This is a genomic window from Variovorax sp. Varisp53, from assembly GCF_059491555.1.
Map to the genome: position 1 here is coordinate 1,044,648 of NZ_CP168512.1, position 23,207 is coordinate 1,067,854.

The following is a 23,207-nucleotide window of genomic DNA, read 5'->3' on the forward strand; positions in this document are numbered from 1 at the left end:
GGCTGACCCGGAGGGAACCATGGCAGGCAAGGCAAATTTCTCGGACATCGAACGGCAAGGCGCACCCGAACTGGGCCGCCGCGGTTTCGTCATGGGCACCGCGCTCGGTGCGACCGCCGTGCTGGCATCCCTGGCATCGCGCGCCCATGCGGCTGCGGAGCGTCGCACGCCGGTCGTCTTCATCGGCCACGGCACGCCAATGAACGCCATCAGCGACAACGCGTTCACACGCCGACTGGCGGCCTGGGGCCGGGAGCTGCCACGGCCGTCGGCCATCCTCAGCGTGTCGGCGCACTGGCTGAGCCGTGGCGCCACCGGTGTCGGCATGCAGGTGCGGCCGAAGACGATCCACGATTTCGGCGGCTTCCCGCAGGCGCTGTTCGACGTCGAATACCCCGCGCCCGGCCATCCTTCACTCGCCCGCGAGACCGTCGGCGCGGTGAAGCAGACACCGGTGATCGCCACCGAGCAATGGGGCCTCGACCACGGCACGTGGTCGGTGCTGAAGCATCTCTATCCGAAGGCCGACATCCCGGTGTTCCAGCTCAGCATCGACTACGACAAGCCGGCCGCCTTCCACTACGCGGTGGGGCGCGACCTCGCAGTCCTGCGCGACAAGGGCGTGCTGGTGATGGGCAGCGGCAACGTGGTGCACAACCTGCGCGCCACCGACCGCGGAACGCCCGACGGGCCGAGCGCCAGCCGGCCATGGGCGCAATCGTTCGACGATGCGGTGAAATCGGCACTGGCAGGCCGGGACGACCGTGCGCTGATCGACTACGCGAAGCTCGAAGGAGCCTCCACCGCCGTGGCGACGCCGGACCACTACTACCCCTTCCTCTACGCCCTCGGTGCCGCAGGAATCAGCGAACGCGCGAAGACGGTCTACGAGGGATTCCAGTCGGGCACGCTCAGCATGCGTTGCCTGCAGTTCGGCTGAGCGCGCGGGCGCGGCAGCAGCGTTACTGCTCCTCGCCCCAGGCGAACCCGTCGCGCGCAATCATTGCGCTCGACGCGCTCGGTCCCCAGGTGCCGGCCGCATAGGGGCGCGGGCCGCCGTCCGCTTCCCAGCTGTCGATCAGCGGCTCGACCCAGCGCCAGGCTTCTTCCTGCTCGTCGCTGCGCACGAACAGGTTGAGGCGGCCGTCGATCACGTCGAGCAGCAGGCGCTCGTAGGCGCCCACGCGCTCGGCGCCGAAGCGCTTGTCGAAATCGAGGTCGAGCTGAACCGGCGCCAGTTGCGCGGCGTTGCTGTGGCCGTTGCCACCGCGCTGCCGGTTGTCCTGGGCCTGCGCGAGCATGTGCAGTTCCAGCCCGTCCTTGGGCTGCAGGTTGATCACCAGCTTGTTGACGTTGCCGGTGGGCGCGCGGTAGATCGCATGCGGCGTGGGCCTGAAGTTGACCTCGATGCGCGCATCGCGCGAGGCCAGCCGCTTGCCGGTGCGGATGTAGAAGGGCACGCCGGCCCAGCGCCAGTTGGCGATTTCGGTGCGCAGCGCCACGAAGGTCTCGGTGCGACTGTCGGGGTTCACGCCCGGCTCGTCGCGGTAGCCCGGCACGCGCTCGCCGTAGGCCGTGCCGGCCGTGTACTGGCCGCGCACCGTGTGCAGGCCCAGCGTTTCGGGCGTCCAGGGCTTGAGCGCGCGCAGCACCTTGAGCTTTTCGTCGCGGATGGCGTCGGCATGCGAGTTGATCGGCGGCTCCATGCCGATCGCGCACAGCAGCTGCAGCGCGTGGTTCTGCACCATGTCGCGCAGCGCGCCGGTCTGGTCGTAGAAGGCGCCGCGCTTTTCCACGCCCAGGTCCTCGGCCATGGTGATCTGGATGTTGGCGATGTGCTCCCGGCGCCAGATGGGCTCGAACAGCGCATTGCCGAAACGCATCGCGAACAGGTTCTGCACCGATGGCTTGCCGAGGTAGTGGTCGATGCGAAAGACCTGCTTCTCCTCGAGCACCTTGCCGACCGCGGCGTTGATCGCGCGGTTGGAGGCGAGGTCATGGCCCAGCGGCTTTTCGAGCACGATGCGCGTCCTCGGCCCGTTGAGGCCGGCCGCGGCGATCTGCTCGACCACCTGCGTGAAGAGCGCGGGCGCCGTGGCGACGTACATCACGATCGTCTTCGCGTCGCGCTGCTTGAGCAGATCGGCCAGCCGCGCGTAGTCGTCGGGCTTGGACAGGTCCATGCGCAGGAAGTGCAGCATCGACGCGAACTTCTCGAACTCCTCGGGAGAAGGCCGCTTGGCGCCCTCGACCGCGCTGAAGCGCGACTGGATCAGTTCGCGGTACTGGTCGTCCGACAGGTCGTCCCGCGCCACGCCGACGATGCGCCCGTCTTGCGGCAGGCTGCCGTGCCGGAATGCCTGGAACAACGCGGGCATGAGCTTGCGCCACGCGAGATCGCCAGTGCCGCCGAACAGAACGAGATCGAAGCTCATGAAAAACTTTCCTTTGTCTGAATGCCGAGCAGGTCGTGGGCCGCCGAGAGGGCCACTTGCGATGGTACTTGTACCGATTCGCCCGACCTGTACTAAAGCTACGCTGACCTGTGGCCGCAAGGCCTTTTTTTATGCATGAGGCGGAGAAAATTCAGATGAAGAAGCTTTTTACCGCAGCCGCACTGCTCGGTTTGTCGGCCGCCGCGTCGGCGCAGACCGTCAACGTGATCTGTTCGGTCCAGGCCGAGTGGTGCAGCGTGATCTCCACCGTCTACGCGCGCACCACCGGCGTGCGCATCAACATGGCGCTCAAGGGCTCCGGCGAGGCGCTGGCCCAGCTGATCGCGGAGAAGGACAACCCCAAGACCGACGTCTGGTTCGGCGGCACCGGCGACCCGCACCTGCAGGCGGCCGAGCAGGGCCTCACGCTCGAATACAAGTCGCCGACGCTGGCGCAGCTGCATCCCTGGGCGCAGCAGCAGGCCAGGCAGTCGGGCTACAAGACCGTGGGCATCTACTCGGGCCCGTTGGGCTTCGGCTACAACCCCGAGCTGCTGGCCAAGAAGAAGCTGCCCGTGCCCAAGACCTGGGCCGACCTGCTCAAGCCCGAGTACAAGGGCGACATCCAGGTGGCCAACCCGGCCTCCAGCGGCACGGCCTACACCATGATCGCCACGCTGGTGCAGCTGATGGGCGAGGACAAGGCCTTCGACTACCTGAAGGCGCTGCACAAGAATGTCGGCCAGTACACCCGCTCGGGCACCGGCCCGATCAAGGCGGTGGCGCGCGGCGAAACCGCGATTTCCATCAGCTTCGTGCATGACGGCCCCGGCGAGAAGATGCAGGGCTTCCCGGTCGAGACCATCACGCCGAGCGACGGCACCGGCGCCGAGATCGGCTCCATGAGCATCGTCAAGGGCGCGCGCAACCTCGAGGCGGCCAAGAAGTTCTACGAATGGGCGCTGACGCCCGCCGCGCAGGAGCTCGGCGCCGCCAACAAGCAGTTCCAGCTGCCGAGCAACGTGAACGCCAAGCTCGACCCACGCATCCCGGACTTCAAGAAGATCAAGTTCATCAACTACGACTACGCCAAGTACGGCGCGAGCACCGAGCGCCGGCGCCTGATCGCGCGCTGGGAAAAAGACGTCAATTCGCTGCCGCGCTGAGTGGCCGCGCATTTGATCGACACCGGCGCGCCGGTCAATTCGGCGTCCCTGGCCGCGGCCCGGCGCTCGCAGCGCTGGATCTGGGCATGGGTCGCGCTGGGCCTTGCCGCGTACCTGCTGCTGCCCTGGTATGCGATTCAGGACGCGACCTGGTACGAAGCCGTTCCGCAGGTGTTCGGCCAGGCGGAGGGTGCCAACGGCCTGATGCAGGCGGCGACGCAGGGCCGCAGCTGGCTCTTCATCGGCCTTGCGGGGCTGCTGATGTGCGCGTTAGGTGTGTGGCTGCCTGCCGGCCGCAGCCAGGGACGCTGGCTGCTCGCGGGTGGCGCGATCAGGCGCCATCGGACTGGCCGTGACAGGCTTCGCGATCGGCGCGCGGGGCTGGAGCTTCGCGGCGCTCAACACGCAGTTCGGCGAACTGGCCGCCAACCAGTTCGGCATCGGCGCGGGCGGCTTCGTGGCGCTCACTGCGCTCGTGCTGCTGGCGGCCTTCGGCATCGCGCGGCTCGGCCTTTTCAAGGGTGACCTGTTCGTGGCGGCCGCGGTCATCGGCTGCGGCGTGCTGATGGCGCTGTTCATCGCCTACCCGGTGAGCAAGGCGCTGTCGGGCGCGTTTTTCAACGAAGACGGGCAGTGGTCGATCGCCGCGTTTGTTGCGCGCGTGTTCACCGAACGCATCTGGGGGCTGGGGTGCTTTTCCGGCGGCGTGCGCTGCGGCGTGGCGTGGAACACGCTGGTGCTGGCCCTGCTCACCGCGGCAGGCACGACCTTCCTCGGCACGCTGATGGCGCTGATGGCCGAGCGCGGCAGCAAGCGCGGGCAGGGCGCGCTGCGGGTGCTGGCGCTGCTGCCGATCATCACGCCGCCGTTCGTGGTGGGCCTCGGCCTGATCCTGCTGTTCGGCCGCGCGGGCATCGTCAACCAGGTGCTGGAGAACGTGTTCGGCATCGAGCCCACGCGCTGGTTCTACGGCATGCCGGGCGTGCTGGTGGCGCAGCTGTTCGCGTTCACGCCCATCGCCTTCATGATCATGCGCGGCGTGGTGCAGGGCATCGCGCCCAGCCTGGAAGAAGCCGCGCAGATGCTGCGCGCCGACCGGCGCCGCACCTTCTTCACCATCACGCTGCCGCTGCTCAAGCCGGGGCTGGCCAATGCCTTCCTTGTCGGCTTCATCGAGAGCATCGCCGACTTCGGCAACCCTGTGGTGGTGGGCGGGCAGTTCTCGGTGCTGTCGACCGACATCTTCTTCGCCATCGTCGGCGCGCAATACGACCAGGGACGTGCCGCGTCGCTGGCCTGGGTGCTGACGATCTTCGCGCTCGGCGTGTTCGCGCTGCAGCGCGGCGTGCTCGGCAAGCAGAACTACACCACCGTGAGCGGCAAGGGCGACGCCGGCATCGCGATGGCACTGCCCGACGGCGTGCGCCGCACCATCCAGTGCATCGCGCTGCCGTGGATCGCGTTCACTGCGGTGGTCTACCTGTTCGCCTTCGCGGGCGGCTTCGTGCAGACCTGGGGGCGCGACTACAGCTTCACGCTGAACCACTTCAGGAATGCGTTCTCGCTCGAATGGGGACAGTTCGGGCTGGTGTGGGCGGGTACGGCGTGGAACTCGCTGATCACCACGCTCAAGCTCGCGGGCATCTCGGCGCCGATCACTGCAGCGCTCGGCTTGCTGATCGCGTGGCTGCTGGCGCGCAACGAGTTCAGGGGACAGGGGCTGTTCGAGTTCGGCGCGCTGCTGGCCTTCGCCATTCCGGGGACGGTGCTGGGCGTGAGCTACATCCTGGCCTTCAACGTGCCGCCATTCGAGCTCACGGGCACGGGGCTCATCATCGTGCTGTGCTTCATGTTTCGCAATTTGCCAGTGGGTGTGCGGGCGGGCACGGCGGCCTTCAAGCAGCTCGACCGCTCGCTCGACGAAGCCTCGCTGATGCTGCGCGCCTCGACCTCGCAGACGCTCTTCAAGGTGGTGCTGCCGTTGCTGAAGCCGGCGCTGTTGGCCGCGCTGGTCTACAGCTTCGTGCGCGCGATGACGACGGTGAGCGCGGTGATCTTCCTGGTCACGGCCGAGAACGAGCTGGCCACCACCTACATCATTGGCCGCGTCGGCAACGGCGACTACGGCATCGCGCTGGCGTACTGCACGGTGCTGATGATCCTGATGTCGCTGGCGATTGCGCTGGTGCAGTTTGTGGTGGGAGAGCGCAAGCTGGGACGGCGAGGGGCCACGCCGCAGCATCAGGGACATCACAAAATGGAAGGCCTGGCATGAACGGCATCGAACTCCGCAACGTCACCAAGCGCTACGGCGCGGACAAGAACGCGCCGCTGGCCGTCAAGGGCATCAGCTTCGAGGTGCCGGTCGGCACGCTCACCACCATCCTTGGCCCCTCGGGCTGCGGCAAGACGACCACGCTGCGCATGATCGCGGGGCTCGAATCGCCAACCTCGGGTTCGATCTTCATGGGCGGGCGCGACGTCACCACGCTGGGACCGGCCGAGCGCAACGTGAGCATGATGTTCCAGAGCTACGCGTTGTTCCCGCACATGAACGTGATCGAGAACGTGGGTTACGGCCTTCGGATGAGCGGCGTGAAGAAGGACGAGGCCACCGCACGGGCACGCGAGGCGTTGCGCGGCGTGGGCCTGGTCGGCTTCGACGAGCGCCTGCCCAGCGAACTCTCGGGCGGCCAGCAGCAGCGCGTGGCGCTGGCGCGCGCGCTGGTGCTGGAGCCGGCGGTGCTGCTTTTCGACGAGCCGCTCTCCAACCTCGACGCCCGCCTGCGCCGCGAGATGCGCGAGGAAATCCGCGCGCTGCAGCAGCGCTTGAAGCTGACCGTGGCCTACGTCACGCACGACCAGAGCGAGGCGCTGGCCGTCAGCGACCAGATCATCGTGATGGACCACGGCGTGATCGCCCAGCGCGGCACGCCCGAGCAGCTCTACGGGCGGCCCGAGAGCGAGTTCGTCGCCGGGTTCATGGGCGAGGCGATGGTGTTTCCCGCCACGGCGCACGCCGACGGCAGCGTGGCGCTCGGCCCGCTGCGCCTGCAGCCGCGCCATGCGGTGGCACCCGGCACGGTGAAGGTCGCGGTGCGTCCCGAAGCCTGGCAGATCGGCGCCGCGGACGCGGGCAACGGCCTGCCGGCCACGCTGCGCAAGGCGGCGTACCTCGGCAGCTTCTACGAATACGGCTTCGACACCACCCTGGGGCCGGTCTTCGTGGTGTCGAGCGACCTGTCCCGTCCGCTGGCGGCGGGCGCGCAGGCCACGCTGTCGCTGGGAGCCCACGGCGTGAGCGTGGTGCCCGGTGCATGAAACAATGGCGCCATGAACGTGGTTTTCGACCTGGGCGCCGTGCTGTTCGCATGGGAGCCCACCCGGCTGGTACAGGCCCATCTCGCGCAGCACGCACCCACTGAGACGGCCGCCGCGGCACTCGGCCGGGCACTATTCCATCACGACGACTGGACGGGTTTCGACTGCGGCACCCGCACGCTGGACGATGCCATCGCCCGCATGTCGGCCCGGCTCTCGCTGCCGGCCGAGCCGCTTCGCACCATGCTCGAAGGACTGGGCGAGCGGCTGGAGCCGATCGGCGTCACGGTCGACATGCTCGAACAGCTGGTCGCGCACCGTGAGGCCGGCCAGCCGCTGCGCCTGTACTACCTGTCGAACATGCCTGCGTCGTACGCCCGCGCCATCGAGCGCCGGCATGCGTTCATGCAGCGCTTCGACGGCGGCGTGTTCTCGGGCGACGTGAAGTTCCTCAAGCCCGAGCGCGAGATCTACGAGGTGCTGGCGATGCGCTACGCACTCGATCCGGAACAGACCGTGTTCATCGACGACTCCGCCGCCAACGTAGAGGCCGCGCGCGCCTTCGGCTGGCAGGCCATCCACTGCACCGCGCCGGCCATGCTGCCGTCGCAGCTGCAGCGCTACCTGCCCGTCAGCACCACCTTGTCGGTGTCGAACCCCAGGCTGCCGGCGTAGTCCAGCTCCGCCTTCAGAACCGCGTCGTCCAGGCGCGGCGCGCGCGACAGCACCCAGAGGTACTCGCGGTCGGGCGTGCCGACGAGCGACACCTCGTAGTTGCGGTCGAGCTTCAGGATCCAGTAGTCGCCCCAGACCATGGGCAGCCAGCCGAGCCAGGCGGGCGCAAAGCGCACTTGGAGTCGGCCCGCGCCGGGCTGGCCTGCCACGGGCACCACGCGCGCGGTGCCGGTCGCCTGGTCGAAATTGCCGTCCGCGCGCGCGCAGCGGTTCACGACCTGCACGGTGCCGTCGGGCTGGAGTGTGTACTCGGCGGTCACGGGGCCAGCGCAGGCTTTCTGGAAGCGGTTCGGCAGGCGCGCCTGCTCGTGCCAGATGCCGGCATAGCGCCGCAGGTCGACCGGTGCCACCACCTGCAGCGGGGCGCGCATCAGCGGTGCGCCGTCGGCTGGGCCGGCCGGTTGCACACGCGCGGTGCGCGAGGCTTGGAGGGCCAGCCAGGCCGCGGCGCCGCCCATGACGAAAGCGGTGGCCATGGTGCCGATAGCCCCGCTGGTGCGGCGCTAGTCGAAGGGCAGGCCGTCGGGAGGCGCGGGGCCGCGTTGGCGATGGGACATGGGGGGCTCCTGGCTGAAAATTTCGGCGTGGAGCGCAGCGTAGCCCCGGGCGGGCGGCCGATGCCGTCAGCCGCGGACCACAGCCGGTGTAGGGCAGGGCGGCTGACAACCCTGTACGCAACAGGCTGATAGAGCGCCGGAAAAGCCGTGCTACGGTGCGCATGAAAACATCGGCCCACGCGCAACTGCGTGCAGGACTTGTCACAACCCGCACTGGATAATCATTTCATGAACCAACTCGATGCCCTCCGCCAGTGGACCACCGTCGTCGCCGACACCGGTGACTTCAAGCAACTCAGCGTTTCCAGGCCGCAGGACGCGACCACCAATCCGTCGCTCATCCTCAAGGCCGTGCAGAAGCCCGAGTACCGGCCGCTGCTCGATGAAACCGTGAAGAAGCACGCCGGCAAGCCGCTCGATGAGGTCATCGATCGCCTGCTGGTGCGCTTCGGCGGCGAGATCCTCTCGATCATCCCGGGCCGCGTGTCGACCGAGGTCGACGCTCGCCTGTCCTTCGACACGGCCGCGACCGTCGCGCGCGGCGAGCGCATCGTGGCGCTCTACAAGGCCGAAGGCATCGACACCGAAAAGCGCCTGCTGATCAAGGTGGCCTCCACCTGGGAAGGCATCGAGGCGGCGCGCGAACTCGAGAAGAAGGGCATCCGCACCAACCTCACGCTGCTGTTCTCGTTCGCGCAGGCCGTGGCTTGCGGCGCGGCCGGCGTGCAGCTCATCTCGCCCTTCGTGGGCCGCATCTACGACTGGTACAAGAAGTCGGCCGGCGCCAAGTGGGACGAAGCGGCCAGTGCCGGCGCCAACGACCCGGGCGTCAAGTCGGTGCGGGAAATCTTCAACTATTACAAGCAGCACGGCATCAAGACCGAGGTGATGGGCGCGAGCTTCCGCAACGTGGGGCAGATCCAGGCGCTGGCTGGTTGCGACCTGCTGACCATCAGCCCCGAGCTGTTGGCCGAGCTGGCCGCCAGCAACGAACCGCTGCAGCACGCGCTCGACGCCAAGGCCGCGTCCGGGGGCGACATCGCCAAGGTCAGCTACGACGAGGCGGGTTTCCGCTTTGCGCTGAATGAAGACGCCATGGCCACCGAGAAACTCGCGGAAGGCATCCGCGCCTTCGCAGCCGATGCGGTGAAGCTCGAAAAACTCATGCAGGAAAGCGGCAAGTAAACATGGCCATGACCCTTCGCTGCGACCATGCGCCGGCCTGGGCGCAACTTCAGTCCAGCTTCGAAACGGCGGGCCGCCAGTTCGACGTGCGCCACGCCTTCGTGGACGACGCGAACCGCTTTGCGCGTTTCAGCCAGGAGGCGCCGTATGTCTTCGCCGACCTGTCGAAGAACCTGATCGACGCACGCACCGAGGAGCTGCTGCTCGCGCTGGCCCGCGAATGCGGCCTCGAGGCGCACCGTGACGCCATGTTCGCGGGCGAGCACATCAACAACACCGAAGACCGTGCCGTGCTGCACACGCTGCTGCGCGCGCCGGCCGATGCGCCGACCGGGCCGAAGACCGCGAACGAGCTGCGTGAGGTGCACGCCACGCTCGACGCGATGCTGGCCTATGCAGAGAAGGTGCGCGGCGACCACACGATCACGGACGTGGTCAACATCGGCATCGGCGGCTCCGATCTCGGCCCGCAGATGGCGGTGCTGGCGCTGGCCGAGTTCGCCGCGCCGGGCAAGCGATTCCACTTCGTCTCGAACGTCGACGGCCACGAGCTGGCCGGCGTGCTGCAGGGCCTTGCGCCCGAGCACACGTTGTTCCTCATTGCCTCGAAGACCTTCACCACGGCCGAGACGATGACCAACGCGCAGTCGGCCAGGCGCTGGTACGAGCAGTCGGGCGGCACCGACATCGCGGGCCACTTCGCGGCGCTCACCACCAACGTGGAAGCGGCGAAGAAGTTCGGCATCGACACCACCTTCGGCTTCTGGGACTGGGTGGGCGGGCGCTATTCGCTGTGGTCGGCCATCGGCCTGCCGATCGCACTGGCCATCGGCGCCGACGGTTTCCGCCGCCTGCTGGCGGGCGCGCACGCGATGGACGAGCACTTCCGCACCGCGCCGCTGGAGCACAACCTGCCGGTGCGGCTGGGCCTCCTCGACGTCTGGTATCGCAACTTCCACAAGTTCACGAGCCGCAGCATCGCGCCGTACCACAGCGCGCTCAAGCGCGTGCCGGCCTACCTGCAGCAGCTCGAGATGGAAAGCAACGGCAAGCAGGTCGATGCCAGCGGCAAGCCCGTGGCCTTCGGCACCTCGCCGGTGCTGTGGGGCGAGCCGGGCACCAACGGCCAGCATGCCTACTTCCAGATGCTGCACCAGGGCACGGACGTGATCCCGCTCGAGTTCGTGGCGGTGCGCGACGCGGCGCACGACCTCGAAGGCCACCACCCCAAGCTGCTGGCCAACGCGCTCGCGCAGGCGCAGGCGCTGATGGTCGGCAAGCTCGACCAGGGCGGCCACAAGAACTTCCCGGGCAACCGTCCAAGCACCTTCTTCGTGTTCGAGAAGCTCACGCCCGAATCGCTGGGCGCCTTCCTCGCGATGTACGAACACCGCGTGTTCACCAGCGGCGCGCTGTGGGGCATCAACAGCTTCGACCAGTGGGGCGTGGAGCTGGGCAAGGTGCTCGCGCGCGACATCGAACCGCGCCTGGCCTCGGGCGACGTCGCGGGGCTCGATGCCTCGACGGCGGGGCTGTTGAAGCGGCTGGGAAACTGAAGAATCCGGACCCGGATTCGTTGGGCGGCTTCTTGAAATAAGCCGTTTGTTTGCGTACGAATGGCCGAGTTTGCCGTTGGAAGATGCATCGATATGATCGGTCCGGGGAAATTTCCCTGGGACCCATCAAGAGGAGTCGATCAATGGATTTTCAAACAGCGGTCAAGACTTGTTTCAGCAAATACGCCGATTTCAACGGGCGCGCATCGCGCTCGGAATATTGGTGGTTTGTGCTGGCCGAGGTCATCGTGCTCATCGTCGCGAGCCTCATTCATCAGTTCGTGTATGTCATTGCGGCGCTGGGTTTCCTGCTGCCCGCGCTGGCCGTGGGCGCGCGCCGCCTGCACGACATCGGCAAGAGCGGCTGGCTCCAGTTGTTGATGCTCATCCCGATCGTCAACCTCGTGCTGATCTATTTCTACGTGCAGCCCTCCCAGCCCGAGGCCAACCCGCACGGCGAGCCGGCGAGCGCCTGAGCCTTGCAACGGCGCATGCAGCGCCGCATCGTCAGGGCCGCGAAAGCGGCCCTTTTTCCTGGCCGCTCGCCATGCGCACGCACAGGTCGAAGGCCAGCTGCAGCCCCTCGATGTTCGCGATGCCCCGGCCGGCGATGTCGAATGCACTGCCGCTGGCCGACGTGGCCACCGGCACCGGCAGGCCGCCATGCAGCGTCACGCCCTGCTCGAAGCCCATGAGCTTCATCGCGATCTGGCCCTGGTCGTGGTACATCGACACCACCGCATCCACGTCGCCGCGGCGCGCGCCGATGAACACCGTGTCCGGCGAGAACGGGCCGCGTGCGTCGAAGCCCTCGGCGCGCAGCCGCTCGACGGCGGGCGCGATGATCTCGATTTCCTCCATGCCGATGGAGCCGCCGTCGCCCGCGTGCGGGTTGAGCCCCGTCACCGCGATGCGCGGATGCGCCACGCCCGCGCGGCGCAGCGCGGCGGCGATGATCTTCACCGCGTCCCTCACGCCCTGCACCGTGATGTGGCTCGCCACGTCCTTCAGCGGAATGTGCGAGGTCACGCGCGAGGTCCACAGCGAACCGGTGAGGTTGAACTCGCAGACGAAGCCCGTCACCGCGAAGCGCTCCTGCATGTAGCGCAGCTCGTCCTCGTGCACGAGGCCGCCCAGGCGCAGCGAATGCTTGTTGAGCGGCGCGAAGAGAATTCCCTCGGCCTGCCCGCGGCGCACCGCCAGCGTGGCCAGTTCCAGCGCCTCGAACGAAGCCCGGCCGGACTGTTCGTTCGACTCGCCGGGCACCGGCTCCTGTCCCTCCATCCAGTCGCGCGCGAGCAGGCTGGGCCGGCCGTCCTCGAAATGCAGTTCGTCGAGGCTCTCGACCTGCAGCGGGGCCAGCTTCAGGCCTGCCACCCGCTCGCCGGCGGCCAGCACCACCGGATCGGCGATCAGCAGCACGCGCGCGGCGTCCAGGTTGCGCTGGCGCGCCAGCAGCTTCACGGCCATTTCGGGGCCGACGCCGCCGGGGTCGCCGAGCAGCACGGCGATGCGGGGTTTGGCGGAGATCACGCTCGGCGTCTTGGGTGGGGTGGGCATGGTGTCGGTTGGATGCGGTTGAAGGAAAAGGGTAACAAGGGCCGGCTCACTCGGCCTTGATGTTGGCGTCGCGCACGAGCTGGCCGTAGTGGTCGAACTCCTGCCTGTTCATCGCCGCGAAGGGCTCGCCGGTCAGTGTTCCGGGCTCGCCGCCCAGCGCCTTGATGCGGCTCTGCACATCGGCCAACTTCAGCGTGCGCACGAGTTCGGCGCTCAGCCGCTCGACCGCGGGGCGGGGTGTGCCGGCCGTCACGTAGAGGCCGTACCAGGTGGACACGTCGGCGCCCTTGATGCCCTGCTCGGCCAGCGTGGGCACGTCGGGCAGCTCGGGCGAGCGCTGCGGCGCGCTCACGGCCAGCGCGCGGAACTTGCCGGCCCTGATCTGGCCCATGGCCGAGGAGGTGCTGTCGAACATCATGTCGACCTCGCCCGAGATGATGTCGACATGCGCCTGCGAGCTGCCCTTGTAGGGCACGTGGATCGACTTCATGCCGGTGGCCAGGTTGAAGGCCTCGCCGCCGACGTGCTGAGTGCTGCCGATGCCGGACGACGCGTACTTGAAGCCGCCGGGTTTCGCCGCCATCGCCGTCACCAGGTCTCTCACCGACCTGTACGGCGAGTTCGCGGACACCACCAGCACGTTGGGCATCACGGCCACCAGGCCCACGGGCTGCAGGTCTTTCAGCGGGTCGTACTTGAGCTTGAGGATGTGCGGCGCCACTGCCTGCGCCGTGTTGGTGGCCAGCAGCAGCGTGGCGCCATCGGCCGGCGCGCGGGCCGTGAGTTCGCCGGCGATGGTGTTGGAAGCGCCGGGCCGGTTCTCGACCACCACGGGCTGCTTGAGCGCTGGCGACAGCTTGTCGGCCAGCACGCGCGCGAGGATGTCGGTGCCGCCGCCGGGCGAGGCGCCCACCATGATGCGCAGGGGCTTGTCGGGGTAGGCGGACTGGGCGCCGGCCGACGCCGCGACCAGCAGCGCGGCGGCCAGGCCTGCCGCGCGGGCCAGGGAGGAAAGCTTCATCGGGTCGTCTCCTGCTTGTTGTGGGGACCGAGCGTACGGAGCTTCGCCATCCCGATCCAATCGAAAAAGCCCGAAGCTTCATATACTTTTGTGCATGAACTCCGGTTCGACCGATGCCTCGCTGATGCTCCACGTGCGGCCGCGCCAGTTGCTGCTGCTGGCCCGGCTCGATGCCCACCGCCATCTCGGCCGCGCGGCCGAGGCCATGAACATCAGCCAGCCCGCGGCCACCAAGCTGCTGCAGCAGCTCGAAGACTCGCTCGGCGAAAAGCTCTTCGAGCGGCTGGCGCGCGGCATGGAGCCCACGCCTTACGGCGAGATCCTGATCCGCTATGCCCGCCGCGTGCTCAGCGACTTCGGCACTGCGCGCGAGGAGATGCTGGCGCTGCGCTCGGGCCTGAGCGGCGCCTTGCGCGTGGGCAGCGTACCGGGCGCCGTGCCCGAGCTGCTGGCGCCGGCGCTGGTGGAGTACCACCGCCGCCATCCGCAGGTGGCCGTGTCGGTGGTGGTCGAGACCAGCGACGTGATCCAGGCGCAGCTGGAGCAGGGCGATGTCGACCTCGTGCTGGGCCGGCTCACCGACCGCCACGACGAGGCGAAGTACGCGAGCGTGCCGCTGCTGGGCGAGTCGCAGGTGGTGGTGCGCATCGCGCACCCGGTGTTCGAGCGCCCCACGGTCACGCTGGCCGAGATGGCGAACTGGTCCTGGGTGCTGCAGCCGCCGGGCTCGCCGCAGCGCGGGCGCTTCGAGGCGGCGATGCGCGAGGCGGGCATCCAGGCCCGGCTCGACATCATCGAAACGGCATCGCCCATTGCCATCACCGCCTTGCTGGAAAGCTCAGACATGGCGGCGGTGATGCCTGCCTCGCAGGCCAGCCACTACGCCCGGCTGGGCGTGCTTCGCACCGTGCCGGTGGAGCTGCCGGTGCGCGTGCCGCCGATTTGCCTCATCACCCGCGAGGACCGCGCGCTTTCGCCGGCCGCCGCCCAGTTCCGGCGCCAGTTGCTGGGCGGCGGCTGAAGCCTTTGGGTTGCCGATTTACATGCTGTCTTGCGTTAACTAGGGAATTCACTAGCCGACTGGTGCATGAGAGTACTGGTATCAACTGCCGAAGTACCAAAACCGCAAGCGCGTTTCTCCAGAATCCGACCACGGCGACCCGACAGACAAGAGGGCGTCGCTCACCTCTAGGAGACAACATGAAGCGTTTTCTGAAAGCGGGCCTCGTCCTCGCACTCATCGGCACGGGCGCGCTGTCCCAGGCCGCCACCGAACTCGTGATCGCGACCGTGAACAACGGCCACATGATCGAGATGCAGAAGCTCACCCCCTTCTTCGAAAAAGCCAACCCCGACATCAAGCTCAAGTGGGTCACGCTGGAAGAAGGCACGCTGCGCCAGCGCGTGACCACCGACATCGCCACCAAGGGCGGCCAGTTCGACGTGATGACCATCGGCCTGTACGAGACCCCGATCTGGTCGAAGAAGGGCTGGCTCAAGCCCATCGCCACCGACGCGGCCTATGACGTGGACGACCTGCTGCCCGCCATCCGCAACGGCCTGTCGAACGACGGCAAGCTGTACGCCGCGCCCTTCTACGGCGAGAGCTCGATGCTCATGTACCGCAAGGACCTGGCCGACAAGGCGGGCATCAAGTTCCCCGAGCAACCGACCTGGGCGCAGGTGAAGGAGTTCGCCGACAAGGTCAACGACCCGAAGGCCGGCGTGTACGGCATGTGCCTGCGCGGCAAACCCGGCTGGGGCGACAACATGGCCTTCCTGACCACGCTGGTGAACACCAACGGCGGTCAGTGGTTCGACATGCAATGGAAGCCGCAGATCGACACCAAGCCCTGGAAGGACGCCATCACCTTCTACGTCGACATGATGAAGAAGGACGGCCCCCCGGGCGCCTCGGCCAACAGCTTCAACGAGAACCTCGCGCTGTTCAACGAAGGCAAATGCGCCGCGTGGGTCGACGCGACCATCGCCGCCTCGTTCATCAGCGACCCGAAGCAGTCGAAGGTGGCCGACAAGGTGGCCTTCGCGCAGGCGCCGACCGCCACCACGCCGAAGGGTGCCAACTGGCTGTGGTCGTGGAACCTCGCCATTCCGGCCAGCTCGACCAAGGACGAGGCGGCGCAGAAGTTCATCAAGTGGGCGACCTCCAAGGACTACGTCAACCTCGTGGCCAAGGAAACCGGCTGGGCCTCGGTGCCGACCGGCACGCGCAAGTCGACCTATGCGAACCCCGAGTTCCAGAAGGTGGCCAAGTTCGCCGAAGCGGAGAAGAAGGCCATCGACAGCGCGAACCTCACCGACAGCACGCTGCCCAAGTCGCCGTACGTCGGTGTGCAGTACGCGGCCATTCCCGAGTTCCAGGCCATCGGCGTGGCGGTGGGCCAGCAGATGAGCGCGGCGCTGTCGGGCAAGGTCACGGTGGACCAGGCGCTGAAGACCTCGCAGACGGCGGCCGAGCGGGAGATGAAGAAGGCTGGGTACTACAAGTAACCCGGGCTTTCTTTCTCCCTCCCCCGCTGGGGGAGGGCCGGGGTGGGGGCACGCGGCGCATCAATCTTCGCCGCGCCTGATCGGGCAGCCCCCATCCCCACCTTCCCCCAGCGGGGGAAGGAGCCAGGGACCACAAGAAGGGATACCTCATGAAACGACTCCTGCCCCGCGCCCTCATGGCGCCCGCCGTGCTCACGCTCTTCGCCTGGATGATCGTGCCGCTCGTGATGACGCTGTACTTCTCGCTGGTGAACTACAACCTCATGCAGCCGGGCGAGCACACCTTCGCGGGCATCGAGAACTTTCACTACTTCGTCACCGACCCCGACTTCTGGCCGGCCACGTGGAACACGCTGCTGCTGATCGGCAGCGTGATCGTCATCACGGTGGTGCTGGGCGTGCTGCTCGCGCTGCTGGTGAACGAGCCCTTCCCGGGGCGCGGCATCGTGCGGGTGCTGCTGATCTCGCCGTTCTTCGTCATGCCCGCGGTCAATGCGCTGCTGTGGAAGCACATGATGATGAACCCCATCTACGGCGTGCTGGCCGACGTGTGGCGCGCCTTCGGCGCCCAGCCGGTCGACTGGCTCACCGACGTGCCGCTGTTGTCGGTGATCATCATGGTGGCCTGGCAGTGGCTGCCGTTCGCCTGCCTGATCTTCATCACCTCGCTGCAGTCGCTGGACCGCGAGCAGATGGAGGCCGCGCGCATGGACGGCGCGAGCGCGGTGCAGCGCTTCTTCTATCTCACCATTCCGCACCTCGGCCGCCCGATGGCGGTGGTGATCATGATCGAGATGATCTTCCTGCTCAGCGTGTTCGCCGAGATCGCCATCACCACCAACGGCGGCCCGGGCAACGAGAGCACGAACATGACCTACATGATCTTCAAGCAGTCGCTCATGAACTTCGACGTGGGCGTGGCCTCGGCGGGCGCGCTGTTCGCGGTGGTGCTGGCCAACATCGTGGCCGTGTTCCTGATCCGCATCATCGGCAAGAACCTGGACTGAGGAGCGGCACGCCATGCAACAACAACAAGCTCCCAGCAACTTCCTGCCGCAACTGCTGCGCACCGTGGGTGCGTGGGCCGTCGCGCTGCTGCTGTTCTTCCCGCTCGGCTGGCTGTTCCTCACGGCCTTCAAGACGGAGCTGCAGGCCATTCACGTGCCGCCGCTCTTCGTCTTTGAGCCCACGCTCGACAACTTCGGCGAGGTGCAGCGCCGCAGCGACTACCTGCTGTATGCGCGCAATTCGCTCATCACCAGCCTGGGCTCGACCATCCTCGGCCTGCTGATCGCGGCGCCGGCCGCGTACTCGATGGCCTTCTTCCGCACGAAGAAGACGCGCGACATCCTGATGTGGATGCTCTCCACCAAGATGATGCCGGCCGTGGGCGCGCTGGTACCGATCTACGTGATCGCGCAGACCGCCGGCATGCTGGACTCGCTCACCGCGCTGACCATCGTGTTCACGCTGTCGAACCTGCCGATCATGGTGTGGATGCTCTACAGCGCCTACAAGGACATTCCGAACGAGATCCTCGAAGCCGCGCGCATGGACGGCGCGAGCCTGTGGACCGAGTTCCGCCACGTCGTGATGCCGCTGTCGGTGGGCGGCCTCGCATCGACCGGCCTGCTGTGCCTGGTGCTGAGCTGGAACGAGGCCTTCTGGGCGCTCAACCTCACCTCCGCCAAGGCCGGCACGCTGGCCACGCTGATCGCCTCGTACTCCAGCCCTGAAGGCCTGTTCTGGGCCAAGTTGTCGGCGGCCTCGCTGATGGCCATTGCGCCCATCGTCGTGTTCGGCTGGTTCAGCCAGAAGCAACTGGTGCAAGGCCTGACCTTCGGCGCCGTCAAGTAAAGAAAGGGAGACATCTCATGGCCTACCTGCAACTCAAAGACATCAAGAAGAGCTTTGGTGAAGTCAACATCATCAAGGGCGTCGATCTCGAAATCCAGAAGGGCGAGTTCATCGTCTTCGTGGGGCCCTCGGGCTGCGGCAAGTCGACGCTGCTGCGGTTGATCGCGGGGCTCGAGCCCATCACCAGCGGCAACCTGCTGCTCGACGGCAAGGACATCACCTGGACACCCTCGGGCAAGCGCGACCTGGCGATGGTGTTCCAGAGCTACGCGCTCTATCCGCACATGAGCGTGTACGACAACATGTCCTTCGCGCTCAAGCTCGCGGGCGTGGGCAAGAGCGAGATCAAGACCAAGGTCGAATATGCGGCCAAGACGCTCAACCTCACGCAGTACCTCGACCGTACGCCGAAGGACCTGTCGGGCGGCCAGCGCCAGCGCGTGGCCATCGGCCGCGCCATCGTGCGCGCGCCCAAGGTGTTCCTGTTCGACGAGCCGCTGTCGAACCTCGATGCGGCGCTGCGCGGCAACACGCGCGTCGAGATCCACAAGCTGCACCGCGCGCTCGGCGCAACCACCATCTACGTGACGCACGACCAGGTCGAAGCCATGACGCTGGCCGACCGCGTGGTGGTGCTCAGGGACGGACTCATCGAACAGGTCGGCACGCCGCTGGAGCTGTACGACCGTCCGGCCAACCAGTTCGTCGCGCAGTTCATCGGCATGCCGTCGATGAACATGGTGGCGGCGAATGCGATTCCCAGCTTCTCGGCCGCTACCGGCGGGAGGCTGCCCACCGACGGCTTCCTGGGCGTGCGCCCCGAAGGCCTGCGCGTGCATCCGAAGCAGGGCGCACCGGTGAGCGAGGTGCAGGGCCGCGTCGAGCTCATCGAGGCGCTGGGTGCCGACACGCTCATTCACGTCGACGTGGGCGGCGTGCCGCTCATCGCACGCCAGAACGAGCGCACGCCGTTACAGGCCGGCGATGACGTGGCCGTGGAGCTCGATCCGTCGGTGCTGCACCTGTTCAACCGCGAAGGCCGGTCGGTCAGCGCGTGACACCTCCTTTTCTTCTTCACCGCATTCTTCAACGGACATTCCCGTGACCATCGCGCACATTCCACCGGCTCCCACGGAGTTCACGGTGCTTCACCTGGGCCTGGGCTCGTTCCACCGCGCGCACCAGGCGGTCTACCTGCAGCGGCTGATCGATGCGGGCGACAACCGCTGGTCGCTGTCGGGCGCCAACATCCGGCCCGACATGCCCGAGGTCGTCGCGGCCCTGCAGGCGCAGGGCGGACGCTACACGCTCGAAACCGTGTCGCCCGCGGGCGAGTACCGCTACGAGCAGATCGAGGCCATCCGCGAGGTGCTGCCGTGGGAGCCCTCGCTGGCCGGCGTGATCGCGCGCGGCGCGGCGGCCTCGACGCGCATCGTGTCGTTCACCGTGACCGAGGCGGGCTACTACCTCGACACCAAGGGCAGGCTGGACCTGTCGTTCGGCGACCTGGCGGCCGATGTCGAGCGCGCGCGCCGCGGCGAGGCGGGCGGCGACGGCGTGACCATCTACGGCGCGGTCTGCGCCATCCTGCGCGCGCGCAAGGCCGCGAATGCCGGCCCTGTGACGCTGCTCAATTGCGATAACCTGCGCCACAACGGCGAGCGCTTCCGCGCCGGGCTGCTGGAGTTCATCGAACTGGCGGGCGATGCCGACCTGCTGGCCTGGGTGAACGCGAACACGCGCTGCCCGAACGCAATGGTCGACCGCATCACGCCGCGCCCGCCGCCCGAGCTGCGCGCGCGCGTGAAGGCCGCCACGGGGCGCGACGACGCGGCCGCCATCACCGGCGAAAGCTTCATCCAGTGGGTGATCGAAGACGACTTCGCGGCTGGCCGTCCCGACTGGGGCCGCGTGGGCGTGGAGCTGGTCGCATCGGTGCAGCCGTATGAAGAAGCCAAGATCCGCATCCTCAACGCCACGCACAGCTGCATCGCCTGGGCGGGAACGCTCGCGGGTCTCGACTTCATCCACGAAGGCACGCACGACGCGGCCATCCGCAAGATGGCGTTCGACTACGTCACCGACGACGTCATCCCGTGCCTGAGCCCGAGCCCGATCGACCTCGCGGCGTATCGCGACGTGGTGCTCGACCGCTTCGGCAATCCGTCCATCCGCGACACCAACCAGCGCGTGGCGGCGGACGGTTTCTCGAAGATCCCCGGCTTCATCGCGCCGACGGTGCGCGAGCGGCTGGCGGCGGGCCAGGGCATCGACAGCGTGGCGATGCTGCCCGCACTGTTCCTTGCATTCCTGCAGCGCTGGCATCGTGGCGCGTTGCCCTATGCGTACCAGGACCAGGGTATGGACGAGGCCGTGGCGCATGCGATCTGCGATGCCGCCGACCCGGTGCTCGCGCTGTGTTCGGACGCGGGGCTGTGGGGCGCCGCTGCGGGCGATGCACGCCTGATCGATGCCGTTCGAGGTGCGAGCGGCCGAGTGGAAAATTTCCTGAATCCTGGAGCAACGAAATGAGCGAACGCCTGAAGAACCGCCACGTGCTGCTGACCGGTGCCGGCGGCGGCATCGGCCTGGCCGTTGCCGAGGCCTGCATTGCCGAGGGCGCTCGCTGCAGCGTGGTCGACCGCGCTGCAGCGGCGCCCGAGGCGGTGCGGGCGCTGCAGCAGCGCCATCCCGACCACTTGGCCTACATTGCGGCCGACGTGACCGACACGCAGGCCATCAAGCACATGCTGGCCGAGGCGCAGGTCGCCTTCGGCCCGATCCACACGCTGTTCAACAACGCCGCCGTGTTCGACCTGGCGCCGCTGCTCGACAGCGACGAAGCCTCTTTCGACCGCCTCTTCGCGGTCAACGTGAAGGGCATGTTCTTCGTGATGCAGGCGGTGCTGCGCCACATGGTCGAGGCGGGCACGCAGGGCGCTTCGGTCATCAACATGGCCTCCCAGGCCGGGCGCCGCGGCGAGGCGCTGGTGTCGCACTACTGCGCGACCAAGGCGGCCGTCATCAGCTACACGCAGAGCGCCGCACTGGCCATGGCGCCGCACGGCATCCGCGTCAACGGCATTGCTCCCGGTGTGGTCGATACGCCGATGTGGGACCATGTCGACAGCCTGTTCGCCAAGGCCGAGGGACTGCCGCCCGGAGAGAAGAAGCGGCGCGTCGGCCTCGAGGTGCCGCTCGGCCGCATGGGCATGCCGAGCGACATCGCGGGGGCAGCCGTGTTTCTTGCCAGCGACGAGGCGCGCTACATCACGGCGCAGACCTTGAATGTCGATGGTGGCAATGTCATGAGTTGAGATGAGAGTTTTCTTTTCTGTTCGATGCGGTGGGTTTTGTTTGGGGTGCGCTCACGCCGACGGGGTACCTTGCTCCGCGAATGTCCCCCGCCCTTCGGGCTCCTCCTTTATTTCGCTGCGCAAGGCACCCCGCCGGCGTGATCGTTCAGCAGAGCGGTTGAACTGCGGGCATAAGCAGAGTGCCCCTCGTGCACAGGGCACCGGGTGCTCCCCGCAGCGAAATAAAGGAGGAGGCGAAGCCGGGGGACATTCGCGGAGGGGAGTACCCGGTGGCCTGTGCACGCACCCCCAACGCGCCTTTTCTCCTGCACCATGCAATCCATGACCGAAGACTTCCATCTGTATCTAGACAGCGCCGACCTGGCCGAGCTAAAGGCCTGCCTGCCGCACCCCGTGGTGCATGGCGTCACGACCAATCCGACGCTGCTCAAGCGTGCGGGTATCGGACGCGGCGAAGTGCCCGGCCTGCTGAAGCGCTGCATCGAACTGGGCGCACGCCAGGTCCAGGCGCAGGTGTATTCCAGCGAAGTCGACGGCATGCTCGAAGACGCGCAAGCCCTGCTCTCGCACTTCGACCGAGGCCAACTCGTCGTGAAGATCCCCTCCACGCGGCAGGGCCTCGATGCCGGCGCGCGCCTCATTGCGCAGGGCGTCCCCGTCACCTGGACGGCGGTGTATGCGCCCGAGCAGGCGCACTTCGCCGCGCAACTGGGTGCAGCCTATGCGGCGCCGTATCTCGGACGGCTCGAAGACAGCGGCGTCGATGGCCTGGCGTTGATCGGGCAGATGCAGGCGCTGGTCGCGCGCCGCCCGGCGTCGGGCACGCGGCTGCTGGTGGCCAGCATCCGTTCGCGCGAGGCCTATCTTGCCCTGCTGGGGCTCGGCGTGGGAGCCATCACCATCCCGCCGCGCCTCTTCGCCGAGCTGCTCGACCATCCCGCCACGCTCGCCGCCGAACGCGGCTTCTTGGCGGATGCCCGCGCACTGCCCTGATCGAGAATCCAGTCATCATGCGCATAGCACTCACGGGCGAAGCCCTCATCGATTTCACCGCCAGCGAGGCGGGCACCCTGGCGTTCCTGGGCCACGAGGGCGGCTCTCCGCTCAACACGGCCGTGGCCTGCGCGCGGCTCGGGCAGCCGACCGGTTTTCTCACGCAGCTGTCGACCGACCTGTTCGGCGAGCGGCTGATGGGCTTCCTGCAGCGCAACGGCGTGGACACCAGTTTCATCCTGCGCAGCAACGCGCCCTCGACGCTGGCCTTCGTCGAGCGCACGCCGCAGACCAACCGCTACGCCTTCTACACGCGCGGCAGCGCCGACGCCACCTGGGCGCCCGAGCCGCTGCCACAGCTGCCGGCGGACTGCCGCTTCCTGCACTTCGGCTCGATCTCGCTGCTGCAGGACCCGGCTGCCACACGCATCGCCGAGCTCGTTGCGGCAAACGCGGGGCACCGCGTGATCGTGTTCGACCCCAACGTGAGGCCCAGCCTGATCCCCGACATGGCGGCCTACCGTACCAGCGTCACGGGCTGGTTCGGCATGGCCGATCTGGTCAAGCTCAGCGACGAAGATGCTGCGCTGCTCGCGCCCGGCCAGCCGGTCGACGCGCTGGCGGCCGAGTGCGTGACGGCCGGCGCGCGCGCCGTGATCGTCACGCGAGGCGGCGACGGCGCGACGCTCTGGCGCACGGGTCACGAGCCGCTGACCGTGGCCGCGCCGCGCGTCACTGTGGTCGACACCATCGGGGCGGGGGACACCTTCACGGCCGGGCTTTCGGTGTCGCTGCTCGCGCATGGCGTGGAGCACCCGGCCCAGCTCGGTGAACTGGGCGACGAAGCCTGGACCGAGGTGCTGCGTTTCGCTGCCACCGCCGCCGCCCTGAACTGCACCCGGGAAGGCGCAGATCCGCCCACGCTGCAGGCCGTTCACAACGCGCTTGCCGAGGCGGACAATGGGGCTGCTTCCCGGTCCTGACTCCATGCTC

The 23,207-nt window shown here is 67.6% G+C and carries 20 protein-coding genes and 1 pseudogene; 17 read left to right on the forward strand and 4 right to left on the reverse strand.

Features of this window, described 5'->3' with window-relative positions:
• Window positions 1–19: 19 nt before the first annotated feature.
• Window positions 20–940 carry a 4,5-DOPA-extradiol-dioxygenase gene (gene ygiD / locus ACEOAB_RS04655; protein ID WP_413749842.1) on the forward strand — a complete coding sequence of 307 codons (921 nt, stop codon included), beginning with the start codon at window positions 20–22 and terminating at the stop codon, window positions 938–940.
• A 22-nt stretch (window positions 941–962) separates the two neighbouring features.
• Here ygiD and zwf read toward each other — a convergent pair whose 3' ends face one another.
• The gene (zwf, locus tag ACEOAB_RS04660; RefSeq protein ID WP_056594820.1) at window positions 963–2,435 is read right to left on the reverse strand and encodes a glucose-6-phosphate dehydrogenase; all 1,473 of its coding nucleotides are present in this window, start codon (window positions 2,433–2,435) and stop codon (window positions 963–965) included.
• Window positions 2,436–2,590: 155 nt separating this feature from the next.
• Between zwf and ACEOAB_RS04665 the strand changes: the two genes are divergently transcribed.
• The 4 genes and pseudogenes from ACEOAB_RS04665 (at window position 2,591) to ACEOAB_RS04680 (ending at window position 7,597) form a co-directional block, all read left to right on the forward strand.
• The gene (locus ACEOAB_RS04665) at window positions 2,591–3,601 is read left to right on the forward strand and encodes an ABC transporter substrate-binding protein (RefSeq protein ID WP_056594819.1); all 1,011 of its coding nucleotides are present in this window, start codon (window positions 2,591–2,593) and stop codon (window positions 3,599–3,601) included.
• 12 nt (window positions 3,602–3,613) lie between these two features.
• Window positions 3,614–5,876 (forward strand): annotated as a pseudogene (locus tag ACEOAB_RS04670) (ABC transporter permease).
• Window positions 5,873–6,922, forward strand: a complete 1,050-nt coding sequence (locus tag ACEOAB_RS04675; protein ID WP_413749844.1) for an ABC transporter ATP-binding protein — start codon at window positions 5,873–5,875, stop codon at window positions 6,920–6,922. Before ACEOAB_RS04670 ends, ACEOAB_RS04675 begins: the two are co-directional and overlap by 4 nt.
• Window positions 6,923–6,934: 12 nt before the next feature.
• Window positions 6,935–7,597 (forward strand): HAD family hydrolase, encoded by a 663-nt coding sequence (locus ACEOAB_RS04680; RefSeq protein ID WP_413749845.1) that lies wholly within the window; start codon window positions 6,935–6,937, stop codon window positions 7,595–7,597.
• On the opposite strand, the gene ACEOAB_RS04685 is transcribed toward ACEOAB_RS04680, so the two are convergent.
• Entirely contained in the window at window positions 7,543–8,133 is a 591-nt protein-coding gene (locus ACEOAB_RS04685; protein WP_495653502.1) for a lipocalin family protein, read from the reverse strand. The two genes, ACEOAB_RS04680 and ACEOAB_RS04685, sit on opposite strands and share 55 nt — an antisense overlap.
• A gap of 309 nt (window positions 8,134–8,442) precedes the next feature.
• On the opposite strand from ACEOAB_RS04685, the gene tal reads away from it, so the two are divergent.
• The 3 genes from tal (at window position 8,443) to ACEOAB_RS04700 (ending at window position 11,431) form a co-directional block, all read left to right on the forward strand.
• The gene (tal, locus tag ACEOAB_RS04690; RefSeq protein WP_413749847.1) at window positions 8,443–9,399 is read left to right on the forward strand and encodes a transaldolase; all 957 of its coding nucleotides are present in this window, start codon (window positions 8,443–8,445) and stop codon (window positions 9,397–9,399) included.
• Between the two features lie 2 nt (window positions 9,400–9,401).
• The gene (pgi, locus tag ACEOAB_RS04695; protein WP_495653503.1) at window positions 9,402–10,955 is read left to right on the forward strand and encodes a glucose-6-phosphate isomerase; all 1,554 of its coding nucleotides are present in this window, start codon (window positions 9,402–9,404) and stop codon (window positions 10,953–10,955) included.
• A 143-nt stretch (window positions 10,956–11,098) separates the two neighbouring features.
• Window positions 11,099–11,431 carry a DUF805 domain-containing protein gene (locus tag ACEOAB_RS04700; protein WP_056594808.1) on the forward strand — a complete coding sequence of 111 codons (333 nt, stop codon included), beginning with the start codon at window positions 11,099–11,101 and terminating at the stop codon, window positions 11,429–11,431.
• A gap of 31 nt (window positions 11,432–11,462) precedes the next feature.
• Here ACEOAB_RS04700 and ACEOAB_RS04705 read toward each other — a convergent pair whose 3' ends face one another.
• Window positions 11,463–12,515 carry a 4-hydroxythreonine-4-phosphate dehydrogenase PdxA gene (locus ACEOAB_RS04705; protein WP_495653504.1) on the reverse strand — a complete coding sequence of 351 codons (1,053 nt, stop codon included), beginning with the start codon at window positions 12,513–12,515 and terminating at the stop codon, window positions 11,463–11,465.
• A 46-nt stretch (window positions 12,516–12,561) separates the two neighbouring features.
• The gene (locus tag ACEOAB_RS04710; protein WP_495653505.1) at window positions 12,562–13,536 is read right to left on the reverse strand and encodes a Bug family tripartite tricarboxylate transporter substrate binding protein; all 975 of its coding nucleotides are present in this window, start codon (window positions 13,534–13,536) and stop codon (window positions 12,562–12,564) included.
• A gap of 94 nt (window positions 13,537–13,630) precedes the next feature.
• Between ACEOAB_RS04710 and ACEOAB_RS04715 the strand changes: the two genes are divergently transcribed.
• From ACEOAB_RS04715 to ACEOAB_RS04755, 9 genes are all read left to right on the forward strand, one after another.
• The gene (locus ACEOAB_RS04715; protein WP_495653506.1) at window positions 13,631–14,557 is read left to right on the forward strand and encodes a LysR family transcriptional regulator; all 927 of its coding nucleotides are present in this window, start codon (window positions 13,631–13,633) and stop codon (window positions 14,555–14,557) included.
• A 179-nt stretch (window positions 14,558–14,736) separates the two neighbouring features.
• Window positions 14,737–16,047: an ABC transporter substrate-binding protein gene (locus ACEOAB_RS04720; protein ID WP_413751210.1), complete on the forward strand. Its 1,311-nt coding sequence runs from the start codon at window positions 14,737–14,739 to the stop codon at window positions 16,045–16,047.
• Window positions 16,048–16,196: 149 nt separating this feature from the next.
• Window positions 16,197–17,054, forward strand: coding sequence for a carbohydrate ABC transporter permease (locus tag ACEOAB_RS04725; RefSeq protein WP_007834021.1), 858 nt, complete (start codon window positions 16,197–16,199; stop codon window positions 17,052–17,054).
• Window positions 17,055–17,067: 13 nt separating this feature from the next.
• Window positions 17,068–17,904: a carbohydrate ABC transporter permease gene (locus ACEOAB_RS04730; protein WP_056594802.1), complete on the forward strand. Its 837-nt coding sequence runs from the start codon at window positions 17,068–17,070 to the stop codon at window positions 17,902–17,904.
• 17 nt (window positions 17,905–17,921) lie between these two features.
• The gene (locus ACEOAB_RS04735) at window positions 17,922–18,962 is read left to right on the forward strand and encodes an ABC transporter ATP-binding protein (protein WP_056594801.1); all 1,041 of its coding nucleotides are present in this window, start codon (window positions 17,922–17,924) and stop codon (window positions 18,960–18,962) included.
• An 85-nt stretch (window positions 18,963–19,047) separates the two neighbouring features.
• Window positions 19,048–20,436, forward strand: coding sequence for a D-arabinitol 4-dehydrogenase (gene dalD / locus ACEOAB_RS04740; RefSeq protein ID WP_413748159.1), 1,389 nt, complete (start codon window positions 19,048–19,050; stop codon window positions 20,434–20,436).
• On the forward strand, window positions 20,433–21,221 hold the full coding sequence (locus tag ACEOAB_RS04745; RefSeq protein WP_413748136.1) for an L-iditol 2-dehydrogenase: 789 nt from the start codon (window positions 20,433–20,435) through the stop codon (window positions 21,219–21,221). Before dalD ends, ACEOAB_RS04745 begins: the two co-directional genes overlap by 4 nt.
• Window positions 21,222–21,542: 321 nt before the next feature.
• Entirely contained in the window at window positions 21,543–22,214 is a 672-nt protein-coding gene (locus ACEOAB_RS04750) for a transaldolase family protein (protein ID WP_413748160.1), read from the forward strand.
• 17 nt (window positions 22,215–22,231) lie between these two features.
• Window positions 22,232–23,197, forward strand: a complete 966-nt coding sequence (locus ACEOAB_RS04755; RefSeq protein WP_495653507.1) for a carbohydrate kinase family protein — start codon at window positions 22,232–22,234, stop codon at window positions 23,195–23,197.
• The last annotated feature ends 10 nt before the right edge of the window (window positions 23,198–23,207 follow it).